12 protein-coding genes and 2 tRNA genes are annotated in these 15,040 nt (G+C 70.5%); 7 read left to right on the top strand and 7 right to left on the bottom strand.

Annotation, left to right across the window (positions count from 1 at the left end):
* Positions 1 to 20 precede the first annotated feature (20 nt).
* Positions 21 to 836, bottom strand: a complete 816-nt coding sequence (locus tag AC1P0E_RS22820; RefSeq protein WP_482743996.1) for an SOS response-associated peptidase — start codon at positions 834 to 836, stop codon at positions 21 to 23.
* A 49-nt stretch (positions 837 to 885) separates the two neighbouring features.
* On the opposite strand from AC1P0E_RS22820, the gene AC1P0E_RS22815 reads away from it, so the two are divergent.
* The 4 genes from AC1P0E_RS22815 to AC1P0E_RS22800 all read left to right on the top strand — a co-directional run bounded on the left by AC1P0E_RS22815 (position 886) and on the right by AC1P0E_RS22800 (position 4,533).
* Positions 886 to 1,599, top strand: a complete 714-nt coding sequence (locus AC1P0E_RS22815) for a M50 family metallopeptidase (RefSeq protein WP_482743995.1) — start codon at positions 886 to 888, stop codon at positions 1,597 to 1,599.
* 151 nt (positions 1,600 to 1,750) lie between these two features.
* On the top strand, positions 1,751 to 3,094 hold the full coding sequence (gene aroA, locus AC1P0E_RS22810; protein ID WP_482743994.1) for a 3-phosphoshikimate 1-carboxyvinyltransferase: 1,344 nt from the start codon (positions 1,751 to 1,753) through the stop codon (positions 3,092 to 3,094).
* A 14-nt stretch (positions 3,095 to 3,108) separates the two neighbouring features.
* The gene (gene rsgA, locus AC1P0E_RS22805) at positions 3,109 to 4,119 is read left to right on the top strand and encodes a ribosome small subunit-dependent GTPase A (protein WP_482743993.1); all 1,011 of its coding nucleotides are present in this window, start codon (positions 3,109 to 3,111) and stop codon (positions 4,117 to 4,119) included.
* A 90-nt stretch (positions 4,120 to 4,209) separates the two neighbouring features.
* Positions 4,210 to 4,533, top strand: coding sequence for a DMT family transporter (locus AC1P0E_RS22800; RefSeq protein ID WP_482743992.1), 324 nt, complete (start codon positions 4,210 to 4,212; stop codon positions 4,531 to 4,533).
* Here the strand turns inward: AC1P0E_RS22800 and AC1P0E_RS22795 are convergent.
* Positions 4,499 to 5,284 carry a TetR/AcrR family transcriptional regulator gene (locus AC1P0E_RS22795; protein WP_482743991.1) on the bottom strand — a complete coding sequence of 262 codons (786 nt, stop codon included), beginning with the start codon at positions 5,282 to 5,284 and terminating at the stop codon, positions 4,499 to 4,501. The two genes, AC1P0E_RS22800 and AC1P0E_RS22795, sit on opposite strands and share 35 nt — an antisense overlap.
* 155 nt (positions 5,285 to 5,439) lie before the next feature.
* Between AC1P0E_RS22795 and hisN the strand changes: the two genes are divergently transcribed.
* Both hisN and AC1P0E_RS22785 read left to right on the top strand, forming a co-directional pair.
* Complete coding sequence (hisN, locus tag AC1P0E_RS22790) at positions 5,440 to 6,234, top strand: histidinol-phosphatase (protein ID WP_482743990.1); 795 nt, start codon at positions 5,440 to 5,442, stop codon at positions 6,232 to 6,234.
* 208 nt (positions 6,235 to 6,442) lie between these two features.
* The gene (locus tag AC1P0E_RS22785) at positions 6,443 to 6,856 is read left to right on the top strand and encodes a CBS domain-containing protein (RefSeq protein WP_482743989.1); all 414 of its coding nucleotides are present in this window, start codon (positions 6,443 to 6,445) and stop codon (positions 6,854 to 6,856) included.
* A 64-nt stretch (positions 6,857 to 6,920) separates the two neighbouring features.
* On the opposite strand, the gene AC1P0E_RS22780 is transcribed toward AC1P0E_RS22785, so the two are convergent.
* Entirely contained in the window at positions 6,921 to 8,390 is a 1,470-nt protein-coding gene (locus AC1P0E_RS22780) for a catalase (RefSeq protein ID WP_482743988.1), read from the bottom strand.
* 126 nt (positions 8,391 to 8,516) lie between these two features.
* Between AC1P0E_RS22780 and AC1P0E_RS22775 the strand changes: the two genes are divergently transcribed.
* The gene (locus AC1P0E_RS22775; protein ID WP_482743987.1) at positions 8,517 to 8,933 is read left to right on the top strand and encodes a Fur family transcriptional regulator; all 417 of its coding nucleotides are present in this window, start codon (positions 8,517 to 8,519) and stop codon (positions 8,931 to 8,933) included.
* 157 nt (positions 8,934 to 9,090) lie between these two features.
* Here the strand turns inward: AC1P0E_RS22775 and AC1P0E_RS22770 are convergent.
* The 4 genes from AC1P0E_RS22770 to AC1P0E_RS22755 all read right to left on the bottom strand — a co-directional run bounded on the left by AC1P0E_RS22770 (position 9,091) and on the right by AC1P0E_RS22755 (position 14,958).
* Positions 9,091 to 9,164: transfer RNA gene (locus AC1P0E_RS22770), tRNA-Met, on the bottom strand.
* Between the two features lie 97 nt (positions 9,165 to 9,261).
* Entirely contained in the window at positions 9,262 to 11,685 is a 2,424-nt protein-coding gene (locus AC1P0E_RS22765; protein WP_482743986.1) for a tetratricopeptide repeat protein, read from the bottom strand.
* 223 nt (positions 11,686 to 11,908) lie between these two features.
* Positions 11,909 to 11,982 (bottom strand) — tRNA-Met (locus AC1P0E_RS22760).
* 42 nt (positions 11,983 to 12,024) lie between these two features.
* A complete protein-coding gene (locus AC1P0E_RS22755; protein ID WP_482745864.1) occupies positions 12,025 to 14,958 on the bottom strand; it encodes a UPF0182 family membrane protein in 2,934 nt (977 codons plus the stop codon).
* Positions 14,959 to 15,040: the final 82 nt, after the last annotated feature.

Here is a 15,040-nt window from a genome sequence, read left to right as displayed (position 1 = left end):
GCGCTCCACGCCCCACGGGGTCAGAACAGCGTCCCCACCTCCGGCGCCGCCAGCTCCTCCAGCAGCTCCGGCCCGTTGTTGCGCACGTTGCTCACAGCGGTGGTCACCGGGTACGCCCGCATCAGCCCGCCCGGCGGCGGCGCCAGCAGCTCCCGTACCTCTTCGATGTCTGTAAGGGCCGGATCCAGCCACGCGTCCCACCGCTCCTGCGTCAGCATCAGCGGCATCCGGGGGTGGATGTCGGCCAGCGCCCCCGGCCCGGCGGCCGGCGCGACCGCCAGCGGCGACTTCTCCGCCTCGGTCGTAATGACGGAGCACGTCACCCACCACGCCTGCGGATGGCCGTCCGGCAGCGTCTGGTCGCGCCAGAACTCGTACAGCCCGGCCATGGCCATGACCGACCCGTCAGCCGGCGTCACGAAGTACGGCTGCTTTCGCGGCCGCTTCTTCTTCCCCTTCTCCTCCAGCTGCCGCTCCTCCACCCCGGTGACCCACTCGTAGTAACCGTCGGCCGGAACGAGGCAGCGCCGCGAGACGAACGGCTGCCGGAACGACGGCTTCTCGTGCACCGTCTCCGCCCGCGCGTTGATCAGCCGTGCCGCGCCTTCGGGTGACTTCGCCCACGAGGGCACGAGCCCCCACTTCAGTTTCCGCAGCTGCCGAACCGGGCCCTCGTCCTGTGCGTCCTTCACAGGACGCTCCAGTACGACGTGGACCTCCTTGGTGGGCGCCACGTTCCAGTCCGGGGCGAGGGCCTCCGTGGGCTCCCACTTCCGCACATCGAAGAGCCCGACGAGATCCTCGGGCCGCCGGCTCGCTGCATACCGTCCGCACATAAGTGCCAGACTGCCACGACTGCCCAGACCTCAAGGAGCCGCCCGGAAAATGGACAGCACCCAACTCGGCGACCTGTGGGACCGCGTGTTCGGTACGCAGCCCGATCCCGACCAGTGGCTCGTGATCGCAACGGCTCTCGCCGCCCTCGCCGTCGTCGTCCCGCACGCCGTCTGGCGTGTGGCGCGCAACGCCATCACCATCGCCCACGAGGGCGGCCACGGCCTGATCGCGCTGCTCACGGGCCGCAGCCTGGACGGTATACGGCTGCACTCCGACACGAGCGGCCTGACCGTCAGCCGGGGCAAGCCGACCGGCATCGGCATGATCCTCACGGCCGCCGCCGGCTACACCGCCCCCTCCCTCCTGGGTGTCGGCGGCGCCTGGCTGCTCGCGGCGAACCACATCACGCTCTTCCTCTGGATCGCGACGATCCTGCTGCTCGCGATGCTGGTGATGATCCGCAACGCGTACGGCGCCCTGACCGTGATCCTCACCGGTGCCGTCTTCCTCCTCATCTCCTGGCTGACGACCCCGCAGGTGCAGGCGGCCTTCGCGTACGCCGCCGTCTGGTTCATGCTCATCGGCGGTGTCCGGCCCGCCTTCGAGCTCCAGTCCAAGCGCCGGCACGGCGGCGCCCCCGACTCGGACGCCGACCAGCTGTCGCGGCTCACGCACGTACCGGCCGTGCTGTGGCTGCTCTTCTTCCACACCGTGTCGGTCTGCGCGCTGCTGGGCGGCGGCCGCTGGCTGCTCGGGCTCTAGAGCCCGCATGCCCGCCGTCCGCGGTGCGCCGTCCGTCGTCGGCCCGACGGCCGTCACTGCCCGTCGGCCTACTCACACCACCGAGTTACGCCCGGGTTTCGCCACATTTGATCAAGATCCGGGTTCGCCGCGAGCCACTAAAGTGATGGCCATGACCGAAAGCCCCGTGCACCCCGCCCTCTGGCCCGCCCCGCGCGCGGGCGAAGCCGTCGACGCGACCGTCACCGTGCCCGGATCGAAATCGGTCACCAACCGCGCTCTCGTCCTGGCCTCCCTCGCCGCCGAGCCCGGATGGCTGCGCCACCCGCTGCGCTCCCGCGACACCCTGCTGATGGCCGACGCGCTGCGCGCGATGGGCGTCGGCATCGAGGAGACCGTGTCGTCCAGCTCGTCCGCCACGGGCGACCTCAGCGGCTCCGGCGAGGCCTGGCGCGTCATCCCGGCGGGCCTGCACGGTCCGGCCACCGTCGACGTCGGCAACGCGGGCACCGTGATGCGCTTCCTGCCGCCCGTCGCGGCGCTCGCCGACGGCGAGATCCGCTTCGACGGCGACCCCCGTTCGTACGAACGCCCTCTCGGCGCCGTCATCGAGGCGCTGCGCACGCTCGGCGCCCGTATCGACGACGACAGCCGCGGCGCACTCCCGCTGACCGTGCACGGCGGCGGCGCGCTGGACGGCGGAGCGGTCGACATCGACGCGTCCTCGTCCTCGCAGTTCGTGAGCGCGCTCCTGCTGTCCGCCCCGCGCTTCAACCAGGGCGTGGAGGTACGCCACACCGGCGCCACTCTCCCGTCCATGCCGCACATCCTGATGACCGTGGACATGCTGCGCGCGGTCGGCGCCCAGGTGGACACCCCCGAGTCCGGCGGTGAGCCCAACGTCTGGCGGGTCTCCCCCGGCGCCCTGCTCGGCCGTGACCTGACCGTCGAGCCCGACCTCTCCAACGCTCAGCCGTTCCTGGCCGCCGCCCTTATCACCGGTGGCCGCGTCACGATCCCCGACTGGCCGGAGCGCACCACCCAGCCGGGCGACGCGCTGCGCGACATCTTCACCGCCATGGGTGGTTCCTGCGAGCTCACCGAGCAGGGCCTGACCTTCACCGGCACCGGCACCGTCCACGGCATCGACGTGGACCTGAGTGACGTCGGTGAGCTGACCCCGGGCATCGCGGCGGTCGCGGCCCTGGCCGACTCCGAGTCCGTCCTGCGCGGCGTCGCGCACCTGCGGCTGCACGAGACCGACCGGCTGGCCGCGCTCACCCGGGAGATCAACGCGCTCGGCGGCGATGTCACCGAGACCGAGGACGGCCTGCGCATCCGGCCGCGCCGTCTGCACGGCGGGATCTTCCACACGTACCACGACCACCGCATGGCGACCGCGGGCGCGATCATCGGCCTCGCCGTCAAGGACGTACAGATCGAGAACGTGGCGACCACCGCCAAGACACTGCCCGACTTCCCGCAGATGTGGACCGGAATGCTCGACGGAAACTGACGGGGCCTGACGACATGCGCCGCTACGGCAAGAACCCCGACGAAGACGACATCCGGATCCGCCCGAACCGCAAAGGCAACCGGCCCCGCACCCATACCCGCCCCAAGCACGAGGACGCCGTCGAAGGCTTCGTCCTGACCGTCGACCGTGGCCGCATCACCTGCCTCGTCGAGAGCCGTACGGTCATCGCGATGAAGGCCCGCGAGCTGGGCCGCAAGTCCGTCGTCGTGGGCGACCGGGTCGCCATCGTCGGCGACCTGACCGGCGACAAGGACACTCTGGCCCGCATCGTGCGGGTGGAGACGCGCGCCTCGGTGCTGCGCCGTACCGCCGACGACGACGACCCGTTCGAGCGTGTGGTCGTCGCCAACGCCGACCAGCTGGCGATCGTCACGGCCCTGGCCGACCCCGAGCCGCGCCCGCGCATGATCGACCGCTGTCTGGTGGCGGCGTACGACGCCGGGCTCGAACCTCTCCTCGTGCTGACCAAGTCGGACCTGGCACCGGCGGACGAGCTCCTGGCCTCCTATCGGCCGCTCGGCGTCCCGTACATCGTGACCAGCCGCGAGGACTTGGCGAACGGGGCCGCGAGCGAGCTGGTGCGCAAGCATCTGGAGAACAAGGTCACTGCTTTCGTCGGCCACTCGGGCGTCGGCAAGACGACCCTGGTCAACACGCTCGTACCCGAGGACCGTTGGCGTACGACCGGTGTGGTCAACGCGGTCACGGGCCGCGGCCGGCACACCACCACATCGGCGCTCGCGCTGCCGCTCACGGGCGTGCGCGGCTGGGTGATCGACACGCCGGGCGTGCGTTCCTTCGGGCTGCACCACGTGGATCCGTCACGCGTCATCCTCGCCTTCCCCGACCTCGAGCCGGGGACGGAGGGCTGCCCGCGCGGCTGCAGCCACGACGAGGCGGAGTGCGCGCTGGACCAGTGGGTGGCCGACGGTCACGCCGATCCGGCCAGGCTCGACTCGCTGCGCCGACTGCTCGCCACGCGGGAGCGGCGCGAAGGCGACTGACCGCGTCGCGTTTACCCTTGCCCACTCCTGGTAAGTGCATAATCGCACCAAGTCAGACGAAGCAGTCACCGACGCGGGAGGGCACCGACCATGGCGTGGCTGCTGGTGATAGTGGCAGGACTGCTGGAGACCGGCTTCGCGGTGTGCCTGAAGCTGTCCCACGGCTTCACCCGGCTCTGGCCGACGGTGGCCTTCGCCGCGTTCGCGTTGGGCAGCTTCGGCTTGCTCACGCTGGCGTTGCGGAAGCTCGACGTGGGACCGGCGTACGCGGTGTGGACCGGCATCGGCGCCGCGGGCACCGCGATCTACGGGATGGTCTTCCTCGGCGATGTGGTGTCGACGCTGAAGCTGATCTCCATCTCGCTGGTGATCGTCGGTGTCATCGGGCTCCAGCTCTCGGGCTCGGCCCACTGAGACCCGGCCCGCCCGAACCCGTCCCGCCCGGGCCCGCCCCGCCCGAACCCGTCCCGCCGGGGCCCGGCCGGCCGGGGCCCGGCCCGCGCAGACCCGCCGCGCCGAGCGCGGTCCGCAGCAGCCGCGTGAAGTCGTCCCCCGACGCCGCGGGCGCGACGACGTACGAGAGCGCGAGACGGACGGCCAGCTCGCAGCGGTACGCGATGTCCGCGGCCTCTTCCTTCGTACGTCCGGCCCCGAGTGCGGCGAGCGCTCTGTCCCGTACCGCCACGGCCAGTTCGCCGGGCCCCGGCGATCCCGCGTCGGCGCGGCGCTGGGCGGGCACCGGGGACACCGAGACGCTGGGGACGTACCTGGCGGGGCGCGGAGCGGTGAGCCTCTCGCCCCAGCAGCCGGTGAGCAGGGCCCGTACGAGCGGACTGGTGCGGGCGGCGCCGACGGTCCACTCGGCGACGGCCACGAGCCGGCTCTCGATGCCCGCCGGCGGGCCGGCCGCCGGTTCGACGGTCCAGCCGGCCGTACGATCGGCCGTTGCGCCGGCCAGCGCGCGTTCCACGCCCGCCAGGTAGCCGTCGGCCTCGCGGCGCACGAGCGCGCGGGCGAGGCCGTCCTTGCTGCCGAACTCGTTGTAGAGGGTCTGCCGCGAGACCCGGGCCGCCGCGGCCACGTCGACCATCCGCACCCCGGACCACGGCCGGCCCGCGAGCGCGGCGAAGGCGGCGTCCAACAAGGCTTCTCGCGCTGTGGCCATCGCGTTGCCTCCCCGGCTGCTCCGGTTTCAGGGTTGACGCGCCGCCGGGCACTGTCAATGGCGCGTGCGCCTCGTTCGGAGCGTACGGACAAGGGACCACGCCCGCACAGCGACACCGTGTGGTTTGCTCACAACGCGGTCGATACTGTTCAGTCATGCCCGACTATCACGATGATCTGCGCTTTGCCCATGTCCTCGCGGACGCCGCGGACGCCACGACGATGGAGCGCTTCAAGGCTCTGGATCTCAAGGTCGAGACAAAACCGGACATGACCCCGGTGACGGAGGCCGACAAGGCCGCGGAGGAACTGATCCGCAGCCATCTGCACCGAGGCAGGCCGCGTGACGCCGTTCTCGGCGAGGAGTACGGGCTCCAGGGCACGGGCCCGCGCCGCTGGGTGGTCGACCCGATCGACGGCACCAAGAACTACGTGCGCGGTGTGCCGGTCTGGGCGACGCTGATCTCCCTCATGGAGGCCGGCGAGCACGGCTTCCAGCCCGTGATGGGCGTCGTGTCCGCGCCCGCGCTGGGCCGTCGCTGGTGGGCCGCCAAGGGCGGCGGCGCGTACACCGGCCGCAGTCTTACGTCGGCGACGCGGCTGCACGTATCCAAGGTCGACAAGATCGTGAACGCGTCCTTCGCGTACTCCTCGCTCAGCGGCTGGGAGGAGCAGGGCCGGCTCGACGGCTTCCTGGACCTGACCCGCGACTGCTGGCGGACGCGTGGGTACGGCGACTTCTGGCCGTACATGATGGTCGCCGAGGGGTCGGTGGACATCTGCGCGGAGCCGGAGCTGTCGCTCTGGGACATGGCCGCGAACGCGATCATCGTCCAGGAGGCGGGGGGCGTCTTCACCAGCCTCGAAGGAGTGACGGGGCCCCACGGTGGCAACGCCGCGGCGTCCAACGGCCTGCTGCACGAGGAGATGCTCGGCTACCTCCGCGGCTAGCGGCTTCGTACCACTGCGCGGTGATCATCCGCCCTCGCGCCCGGGAAACCGGCGCGCGGGGGCGTGCGATCGCCCGACACATCCTCCCGCGCCCTCTTGTTGCCGCCGCGCTCGGCTGCCACTCTGACAGTCCCCCCACTTGTGAACTTGTGAATCGGTTCTCGTAGCGAGTTGCGCGACCCGCTTCACCAAGGAGGTGGCTCTGTCCATGCTCGTCCGTGACGCCATGAGCACGGTGGTCCTCACCATCGGCCCCGCCCACACGCTCCGCCAGGCAGCCCGCCTGATGGCGGAGCGCCGCGTCGGGGCGGCCGTCGTCCTCGACACCGACGCCGACGGACTCGGCATCCTGACCGAACGCGACATCCTCGTTTCCCTCGGATCCGGCCAGAATCCCGACCTCGAGACAGCCGGCGCCCACACCACCACCGACGTCGTCTTCGCGGCGCCCGCCTGGACGCTGGAGGACGCCGCCGACGCCATGGCGCACGGCGGCTTCCGGCACCTGATCGTGCTGGACGGCGACGGCCCCGTGGGCGTCGTCTCCGTACGCGACATCATCCGCTGCTGGGCACCGAGCCGCAGACAGCTCCGCTCACAGCCGACCGCACTGGTGGGCTGAGCACGAAAGAGGGCCGGACTCCCCTGCGGGAATCCGGCCCTCTGCCCACGACAAGCGGTCCGTACTAGCCGCGCAGGGCCTGGACCGCGGCTTCCAGCCGCTTGCCGAAGTCACCGTCGGCCTGACGGAAGTTGTTGACCGCGCGCTCCGCGATGTCGTCGCGCGACACCTTGGCGATGAACTGGGCCAGGTTGTCGACCAGACGGCCCTTCTCGTCCTCGGACATCAGACGGTAGAGGTTGCCCGCCTGGACGAAGTCGTTGTCCTCGGTGTGGACCGGGGCCTCGGTGTTGCCCGTGGTGCCCGTGACCGGGACGGACTGCCACAGCGGCCTGTTCGTCTGGGCGGGACCGCCGAAGCTGTTGGGCTCGTAGTTCTTGGTGCCCTTGTGGCGGCCGTCGTACAGGTAGCCGTCACGGGAGTTCGTCCGCGCCTCGGTGGCGTGCGGGCGGTTCACCGGCAGGTGGTCGGCGTTGATGCCGACGCGGTAGCGGTGGGCGTCGCCGTACGCGAAGAGGCGGCCCTGGAGCATCTTGTCGGGGGACGGGCCGATGCCCGGCACGAAGTGCGCGGGGCTGAAGATCGACTGCTCGACCTCGGCGAAGATGTTCTCCGGGTTGCGGTTGAGCTCCAGCTTGCCGATCTCGATCGGCGGGTAGTCCTCGTGCGGCCAGACCTTGGTCAGGTCGAACGGGTTGAAGCGGTACGTCGCCGCCTCAGCCGCCGGCATGATCTGCACCTGCACGGTCCAGGACGGGAAGTCACCGCGCTCGATGGACTCGCGCAGGTCGCGCTGGTGCGAGTCGGGGTCGACGCCGGAGAGGCGGTTGGCGTCGTCGGTGGTGAGGTTCTTGATGCCCTGGTCGGTCTTGAAGTGGTACTTGACCCAGAAGACCTCGCCGGCCTCGTTGTTCCACTGGTACGTGTGCGAGCCGTACCCGTTCATGTGGCGCAGCGTCGCCGGGATGCCTCGGTCACCGAACAGCCAGGTCACCTGGTGCGTCGACTCGGGGCTCAGGCCCCAGAAGTCCCACACGTTGTCGGCTTCCTGCGAGCCGGTGTACGGGTCGCGCTTCTGCGTGTGGATGAAGTCGGGGAACTTGATGGCGTCCTTGATGAAGAAGACGGGCGTGTTGTTCCCGACGAGGTCGTAGTTCCCCTCCTCCGTGTAGAACTTCAGCGCGAAGCCGCGGGGGTCGCGCACCGCGTCGGCCGAACCGAGGTTGCCCGCGACCGTCGAGAAGCGCAGGAAGGTCTCGGTCTGCTTGCCGACCTCGGAGAGGAACTTCGCCCGCGTCCACTGCGAGACGTCGCGGGTCAGCGTGAAGGTGCCGTACGCACCGGCGCCGCGCGCATGAACGATGCGCTCCGGTATGCGCTCCCGGTTGAAGTGCGCGAGCTTCTCGAGCAGCGCCTGGTCCTGGACCAGAACGGGGCCGCCGACGCCAGCGGTCTCGCTGTTCTGGTTGTCGGCGACCGGCGCCCCGGCCTCCGTGGTAAGCGGTCCCTGCGTCACGTGCGCCTCCTGCGTCATACCTGCAAGTCCTGTCCCTTGGCGTTTGCCGCTTCCGATCCTACAATGGACTCTGTCTAAGTCAAGCAATCATCCAAAGTCACACCCGTTCGGGACCAGGGTCCCCCCACTGTTAGGCTGGACCGCATGAGTGACCTGTTGGAACGACTGCGCGGACGCGGCTGGCGTATGACCGCTCAGCGGCGCGTCGTGGCCGAAGTCCTCGACGGGGACCACATCCACCTGACCGCCGACGAGGTGCACGCGCGCGCCGTGGCCAAGCTGCCCGAGATCTCGCGGGCAACCGTCTACAACACGCTGGGCGAGATGGTGTCTCTCGGCGAGGTGCTCGAGGTGTCCACGGACCGCCGGGCGAAGCGGTACGACCCGAACGCGCACACCCCGCACCAGCACCTGGTCTGCGCGCGGTGCGGCGCCATCCGCGACGTACACCCGATCGGCAATCCCCTCACGGATCTGCCGGACTCCGAGCGCTTCGGCTTCACAATCTCGGACGTCGAGGTGACCTACCGGGGCACGTGCCCCAACTGCGCCTCCGCCTGATACCACGACCACGCATGTGAACGGGCCCGGCACCAGATCTGGTGCCGGGCCCGTTCAGTTGTGTTCAGCTCAGTTGTGTTCAGCACTGCCTCAACCGCCCGCAAACGACGAAGGCCCGGATCTCTTTCGAGATCCGGGCCTTCGGCTACCTCTTCAGTAGCGGGGACAGGATTTGAACCTGCGACCTCTGGGTTATGAGCCCAGCGAGCTACCGAGCTGCTCCACCCCGCGTCGGTAAACATGACTCTACGTCGCACCGCCGACCAGCGCAAATCCGTTCCCGTACGAGGTGGTGACCAGTGGTGAAACGATCCGCCAGCAGCCGTGGCTACGCGGTGAGCTCCTGGTGCAGCGCCTCGCGCAGCCGCGCCGCGCGCTCGGCGACCTCGGCCGGTCCGAGCTCCACCGCCCGCGCGCACCACCGCTCGCCCTCGTCCAGCTCGCCGTGGCGGGCGGCGAGCAGCGCGAGGCGCAGCGCGGCGCGGCCGTGGCCCGCGTGCGCGGCGCGGGACCACCACAGGGCGGCCTCCGGCTCGCTTCCCTCGCGGGCCAGCAGCAGCCCGAGGTTGAAGGCGCCGTTGCGGCTGCCCGCCTCGGCGGCCTCCCGGTACCAGCGCGCGGCCCCTTCCAGGTCGCCGCGCCCGGCGGCGAGCATGCCGACGCGCACCTGGGCGCGGCGGTGGCCCTGCTCGGCGGCCCGCTCGTACCACTCCTCGCACTCGGTCTTCTCGTCCAGCGTCTCGCCGAGCCCGGGCGCGCTCGGCGGGGGCTGCCTGCGGTCGAGCAGCGTGGCGAGGCGGAAGGCCGCCTCGGCGCTGCCGCTGCCGGCGGCGCAGCGCAGATGCCGCTCGGCGTCCTGCTCCTCGCCGTCGCGCAGCAGGGCGATGCCGACCTGGAGTGCGGCCTCGGTGTGCCCGGCGGCGGCCGCGCGCTCGTACCAGACGAAGGCCGTACGGTCGTCGTCGCGGCCCGCATGCAGGATGCCGAGGTTGAAGGCGGCGTCGACGCTGCCCGCCTCGGCGGCCTTGGAGAACCACGGCTCGGCGCCGGCCGCGTCCCCGCCCTGGAGCAGCAGGATGGCGAGCGCGTTGGCGGCCTCGCGGTGGCCCGCGTAGGCGGCGCGGCGGTACCACTGGTCGGCCTGGGCGTTACGGCCCTGGGCGGCGCACAGCAGCCCGAGGTTGTACGCCCCGTTCACGTCACCGGCGTCGAGGGCGGCGCGGTACCACCGCTCGGCGGTCTGCTGCTCGCCCCGCGCGGCGTGCAGGGCGCCCAGCGCGTTCGCGGCGTTGCCGTCACCGTCCTGGGCGGCGCGCAGCCACCACACGGCGGCGCTCTCCTCGTCACCGGCGTCGCGCAGCAGGAAGCCCAGGGCGCATGCGGCCCGTGCCTCGCCGTCCTTGGCGGAGGTCAGGTACCAGCGCCCGGCCTCCTTGAGCTCGCCGCGCTCTTCGAGGATGGCGCCGAGGTGCAGGGCGGCGCGGCGGTGCCCGCGCGCGGCGGCCTGCCGGTACCACTGCTCGGCCTCCACGGCGGGGGGCAGCTCTCCGGCACCGATCCCCGCATGCCGGGTGCCGGTGCCGAACTGCCCGGTACCGAGCTGTCCGGCGCCGCTACGGCGGCTGCCGCTCGCCACGGCGTGACGGGTACCGGTGCCGGGGCCCGTGCCGGTCTCGGCCCCGCCCCGGCGCGTTCCGGTGTCCGGGCCCGCACCGGCCTGCCCCGATCCGCCGGCCCCGTGTTCCGCGTCGGCGGCGGTATCCGCTTCGGCCCCGCCCGCACGACCGGGCTCGCCGGCATCCCCGCCCGCCCGGCCGTCGCCCCTGACGGCGCCGGCGCCGGTCCCGATGGAGCCGTACCCGGGGTGGCGGGTGCCGGACGGGCCGAGGTCCGGACCGGTGCCGGTGTCCGTAGCGAAGTCGGTGCCCGCTCCCACGCCCGGGTACCGCGTGCCCGTGCCGAAGTCGACGTAGCCGGTGCCCCGGCCGGTGCCCGTGTCCCAGCCGCCGTCCAGGCCGCCGCTGCCGAGCAGGCTGCCGGCCCGGCCGTCAGCGTCCGTTCGGCCGGTTCCGGCGGCCGTGCCGGGACCCGTCCCCGCGTTACGGGCCGCGTTCGGCCCGCCCGCACCCGTGCGCGGGCCCGCTCCGCGCCTCGCGCGCGCGACGCCGGAACCGGCCACGCCGTCGTGCGCCTCCGCGGCGGCGCGGCGGTCCAGCGTCCGGGCCAGGCGGTACGCCGCTTCCCGGTGTCCCTGCTCGGCGGCGGCGCGCAGCCACCGCTCGGCGCCCACGTCGCTGCGGTGTTCCAGCAGGTCGGCGAGGGCGTACGCCCCCAGCGCGTGCCCCTGCTCGGCGGACTGGCGCAGCCAGTACTCCGCGGCGGGCTCGTCGCCGCGCTCGCGGTAGTGGCGGCCGAGTGCGTGCGCGGCGGCCGCGGACCCGGCCACGGCGGCGATGCGCCACCAGCCGGCCGCCTCGTCGGCGTACCCGCGCTGGTGGAGGAGTACGCCCAGATTGTTCGCGGCGGCGCGGTCGCCGTCGGCGGTCGCGGCACGCAGGTGCGGCTCGGCGCCGTCGAGGTCACCGCGGCGCAGCAGCAGCGAGCCGAGCACGCTCATGGACTCCGTGTCGCCGCTCTCGGCGGCGCTCCGGTGCCGCGCCTCGGACTCGGCGGTATCAACGGTGTCAACAGCGTGCTCTTGGTGTCGCTGCACAAACCGCCCTGTCTCCAACAGAGTTGTCCTGTCCCCCATAAAAACCATCGTCGCACCACCCGCAACCCGCGTACACCTGGTATACCGCAGCCAGTGAGGTCACTTCAGCGTTTTGTCGACATGCCCACAGAGAGACACTCCAAACGCTCAATCACCAACTCCCCCCGCCAGAACGACGCTTCGCACGGACGCGCGAGCCATCCGAGAACACAACAAAGGCCCGGATCTCTTTCGAGATCCGGGCCCTCGTCTTCTTCTTCAGTAGCGGGGACAGGATTTGAACCTGCGACCTCTGGGTTATGAGCCCAGCGAGCTACCGAGCTGCTCCACCCCGCGCCGTTGTGTTCAAACAGTACCACGGCGCGGGGACGTCCCAGCTCAGCTGCCCTTCTGGTCGCCCTGCCCGTCCTTCTCGGCGGCCTTCTCGGGCTTCTCGCCCTCGGCCCCGGGACTGGCCGGCGCCTCGGTCTTCGGCTCCGCGTCGGCGGCCCGCTGGAGCGCGTCCTGAAGCTTCTCCTGCGCCGCGCCGTACGCGGTCCAGTCCTGCTGCTTCAGCGCTTCCTCGCCCTCCTCGTACGCCTTCTGGGCGTCCTCGATGGCCTTCTGGAGCGACTCGTCGCCGTCGGACGGGGGCCTGGTGGTGTCATCGTCACCATCGCCGGGCGGTGGCGGCGTTTCGCCCTCCTCCCCGAAGACGGCGTTCAGCGCCTCACCGAGCGTGTCCTTGAAGACGGTCTCCCTGCCGTACGACACGGCGACCTTCTTCAGGAGCGGGTAGGCGTTGTTGCCCTGGGCGTACACCGGCTCGACGTACAGGAAGCCGTCGTTCAGCGGGATCGTCAGCAGGTTGCCGTACTCGATGTCCGAGTTGGCGCCCTTCATGTTCCTGACGAACTCGGCAACCTCGGCATTGCTGTTCAGCCGGTTCTGCACCTGCTGCGGACCTGGCACGTCACCCGTGACTCTCAGGAGCCTTATCGTGCCGTAGTCCTTGCTCGACGCGTCGGCGTCAACCGCCATGAACGCCCCCAGGTTCGGGCGCCCGTTGGGAGTGAAGGTCGTCGTCAGCGAGAACTTCCGGTCCTGCTCCTGCGGCATCTTCAGGCTCAGGTAGTACGGCGGTACGGAGCTCTTCTCGCCCGTCGTCGGGTCGTCCGGCACCTGCCACGCGTCACTGCCGCTGTAGAACTGCGACGGGTTCTCCACGTGGTAGCGGGTGAGCAGCTCGCGCTGCACCTTGAAGAGGTCCTGCGGGTAGCGCAGGTGCTCCATCAGCGCCGGCTCGATGTCGCCCTTCGACTTCACCGTGCCCGGGAACGCCTTCATCCAGGTCTTGAGGACCGGGTCCTCGGTGTCCCACTGGTACAGCTTGACCGTGCCGTCGTACGCGTCGACGGTGGCCTTCACCGAGTTGCGGATGTAGTTGACCTGGTTCTGCTGGGCGATCACCGCACGCTGGCTGTCGGTCTGCGACAGCGAGTCGGCCGTGGTGTCCCCCAGCGTCGTGCGCGAGGCGTAGGGGTAGCCGTTGGTGGTGGTGTACGCGTCGACGATCCACTGGACACGTCCGTCGACGACGGCCGGGTAGGCGTCGCCGTCGAGGGACAGCCAGGGTGCGACCGCCTCGACGCGCTCCTTGGGCGTGCGGTTGTACAGGATCCGCGAGCCCTCGCCGATGGCTCCCGAGTAGAGGATCTGCGGCTCGCTGAAGGCCGCGGCGTACGCGGCGCGGTTCAGCGGGCTCGACAGGTTGACGCCGCTCTTGCCCTCGTAGCTCGTGGTCTTGGTGGGCTCGCCGTTCTTCTCGTAGTCGAGCTCCCTCTGCGGGCCGCCCACGATCGAGTACTGCTCGGTCTTCTCGCCGTAGTAGATCCGCTGCTCGTAATCGCCGAGCATGCCCTGCGACGGGAGGCCGGACTCGATGAAGTCCGGGGCGCCCTCGGTGTCCGGCTTGACCGCCGTGCCCTTGGCCGCGACCACGCCGTATCCGTGGGTGTACGTGAAGTGGTCGTTGATCCAGTTGCGCTTGGGGATGCCCTTGAGGTCGAGCTCGCGCAGACCGACGACCGTGTCCTGGCCCTTGTACCTGTCCACGTCCAGCGTCGCGGGGAACTGGTAGTACTTACGCTCCTGCTGGAGCTGCTGGAAGGTCGGCGGGACGACGTTCGGGTCGATCAGCCGGTAGCTGGCCGCCGAGTCGGCGTCCTTGCGCAGCTGCGAGTTGTCCTTGCTGTCGCCGACGCCCTGGTAGTCGTCCACCTTCGCGTCATCGATGTCGTACGCCTTGCGCGTCGCATCGATGTTCTTCTTGATGTACGGCGCTTCCTTGGCCTGCTCGTTCGGCTGGACCTGGAACTTCTGCACGATCGCCGGGTAGAGCCCACCGATGAGGATCGCCGAGAGCACCATCAGGCCGAAGCCGATGACGGGCAACTGCCAAGTGCGGCGCCACAGCGTCGCGAAGAACAGCAGCGCGCAGATGACGGCGATGCAGAAGAGGATCGTCTTCGCCGGCAGGTAGGCGTTCGCGTCGACGTACCGCAGACCCGCCCAGTTGCCCGTGGCCTTGAAGTCACTGGACTTCACCGCGAGGCCGTACCGGTCGAGCCAGTACGCGACTGCCTTGAGCGCCACGAAGATGCCGAGCAGCACCGACAGGTGGCCGGTCGCCGCGGCGGTGGCCCTGGCTCCCGGACTGGTGATCCGCAGGCCGCCGTACAGGTAGTGCACCATCGCGGCGGCGATCAGGGAGAGCACGGCGGCCGCAAAGCCGAAGCCGAGCAGGAACCGGTACCAGGGCAGGTCGAACGCGTAGAACGCGACGTCCATCTGGAACTGCGGGTCCTTCTGGCCGAAGGACACGCCGTTGACCCACATCAGCCAGGTACGCCACTGCCCGGAGGCGGAGGCTCCGGCGATCAGCCCGACCAGAACGGTGACTGCGAGGAGCACCCACTTCTTGTACGGGGCGATGCCCATCCGGTAGCGGTCGAGGTTCTGTTGCTCGAGCGACATCGCGCTCAGCGGCGGCCTGAGCCGGTGCGCGAGCCAGATGTTCACTCCGACGGCCAGGGCCATGAGCAGACCGAAGACGGCGAAAAGCCCGATCTTGGTCCACAGGGTGGTGGTGAAAACGGACGAATATCTGACCGAGCGGTACCAGAGCCAGTCCGTCCAGAACCCGGCAAACATGACAAAAGCCATGGCCAGGACGGCCAGGACGCCCAATGTCATGAGCAGGGTCCGGACGCGCCGGGACGGGCGGCCGACTCTGATCCGTGGCCCTGTCGGGCCTCCGCCGCGGTCCGGCATCTGGAAAGCCAAGGTGCGCACCTCGAAAGTTCGCTGTCGTAGGAGCAGGCTCCGCGATCGTAGAGCCCACTCATGCAACTTA

Source organism: Streptomyces sp. TRD_SC_5 (genome assembly GCF_056836825.1).
The sequence above is the reverse complement of the archived record's forward strand: the minus strand, read 5'-3'. Positions and strand labels throughout refer to the sequence as shown.

Excerpts from the sequence above, each read along its gene's own strand:
- AC1P0E_RS22820 (WP_482743996.1), bottom strand. The coding sequence starts at position 836 with ATGTGCGGACGGTATGCAGCGAGCCGGCGGCCCGAGGATCTCGTCGGG.
- AC1P0E_RS22815 (WP_482743995.1), top strand. The coding sequence starts at position 886 with ATGGACAGCACCCAACTCGGCGACCTGTGGGACCGCGTGTTCGGTACG.
- aroA (WP_482743994.1), top strand. The coding sequence starts at position 1,751 with ATGACCGAAAGCCCCGTGCACCCCGCCCTCTGGCCCGCCCCGCGCGCG.
- rsgA (WP_482743993.1), top strand. The coding sequence starts at position 3,109 with ATGCGCCGCTACGGCAAGAACCCCGACGAAGACGACATCCGGATCCGC.
- AC1P0E_RS22800 (WP_482743992.1), top strand. The coding sequence starts at position 4,210 with ATGGCGTGGCTGCTGGTGATAGTGGCAGGACTGCTGGAGACCGGCTTC.
- AC1P0E_RS22795 (WP_482743991.1), bottom strand. The coding sequence starts at position 5,284 with ATGGCCACAGCGCGAGAAGCCTTGTTGGACGCCGCCTTCGCCGCGCTC.
- hisN (WP_482743990.1), top strand. The coding sequence starts at position 5,440 with ATGCCCGACTATCACGATGATCTGCGCTTTGCCCATGTCCTCGCGGAC.
- AC1P0E_RS22785 (WP_482743989.1), top strand. The coding sequence starts at position 6,443 with ATGCTCGTCCGTGACGCCATGAGCACGGTGGTCCTCACCATCGGCCCC.
- AC1P0E_RS22780 (WP_482743988.1), bottom strand. The coding sequence starts at position 8,390 with ATGACGCAGGAGGCGCACGTGACGCAGGGACCGCTTACCACGGAGGCC.
- AC1P0E_RS22775 (WP_482743987.1), top strand. The coding sequence starts at position 8,517 with ATGAGTGACCTGTTGGAACGACTGCGCGGACGCGGCTGGCGTATGACC.
- AC1P0E_RS22765 (WP_482743986.1), bottom strand. The coding sequence starts at position 11,685 with ATGGGGGACAGGACAACTCTGTTGGAGACAGGGCGGTTTGTGCAGCGA.
- AC1P0E_RS22755 (WP_482745864.1), bottom strand. The coding sequence starts at position 14,958 with ATGCCGGACCGCGGCGGAGGCCCGACAGGGCCACGGATCAGAGTCGGC.